Here is a 704-nt window from a genome sequence, read left to right as displayed (position 1 = left end):
CCCGCCACTGGCGGGTCTTTTTTATGGCTGGCAGCGATGGGGCTGCCTGGCGGAGGAGGGGATCAGCGCCCCGGCCAGCGCTGGCCCACCTCGGCGTGGCGATACCAGGCCATCAGGGCCTGCTGGCCCTCGATGTCATCCACGGCCGGTGACCAGGGGGCGAAGTCCTCTTCCCGAAAGGGGGCATAGGGGCCGTGTTTCACCTCGAAGATGACGGCGCCGGGATCCAGAGATAGCACAGCATGCCAGGTGGCGACTGGGGTCTCCAGCACCGAGGTCTCTTCCCCCAGCATGGCGCGGGCAATCACAGTACCTTCGTCGTCGAAGTTGAGCACCACGAAGCGCCCGCACAGGGCGGTGAGCAGCTCCCAGGTCTGCATGTGGCGATGGGGGCGTATATAGGTCTTTGGCTCCATGGCGATGGCGAGGCGCTGGATGGGGTCGGCCAGCTCGTTGTGCAGATTGTGGTTCATGCGCTGGCGCGGGGAGTGGGCGGCCTCGTCGGCGAGGCTGGCAAGGCGGGCAACATCCAGTTTTTTCATATGCAGTTCCATGATGAGACGAAGGCAGGCTTGGGTCGGCAGAGTAGCATGCCAGCGGGCCTGCCAGGCAAGGGGCGAGCGGTAAGCAAATGTAAAAAGGGAGCCGGTCGGGCTCCCTTTTGGCATCCGGAGCTGGCGCTCACAGCTTGGCCAGCATCTCCT

1 protein-coding gene is annotated in these 704 nt (G+C 64.6%); it reads right to left on the bottom strand.

Translation table 11 applies throughout. The annotated features are described in order from the left end of the window. Positions 1-62 precede the first annotated feature (62 nt). Entirely contained in the window at positions 63-542 is a 480-nt protein-coding gene (locus BN1118_RS22075) for a WbuC family cupin fold metalloprotein (protein ID WP_043556554.1), read from the bottom strand. Between the last annotated feature and the right edge of the window lie 162 nt (positions 543-704).

Source organism: Aeromonas bestiarum, assembly GCF_000819745.1.
Taxonomy (GTDB): Bacteria; Pseudomonadota; Gammaproteobacteria; order Enterobacterales; family Aeromonadaceae; genus Aeromonas; species Aeromonas bestiarum.
The sequence above is the reverse complement of the archived record's forward strand: the minus strand, read 5'-3'. Positions and strand labels throughout refer to the sequence as shown.

What these genes read in the sequence shown, in the direction of transcription:
- BN1118_RS22075 (WP_043556554.1), bottom strand. Translation starts at nt 542, where the DNA reads ATGAAAAAACTGGATGTTGCCCGCCTTGCCAGCCTCGCCGACGAGGCC.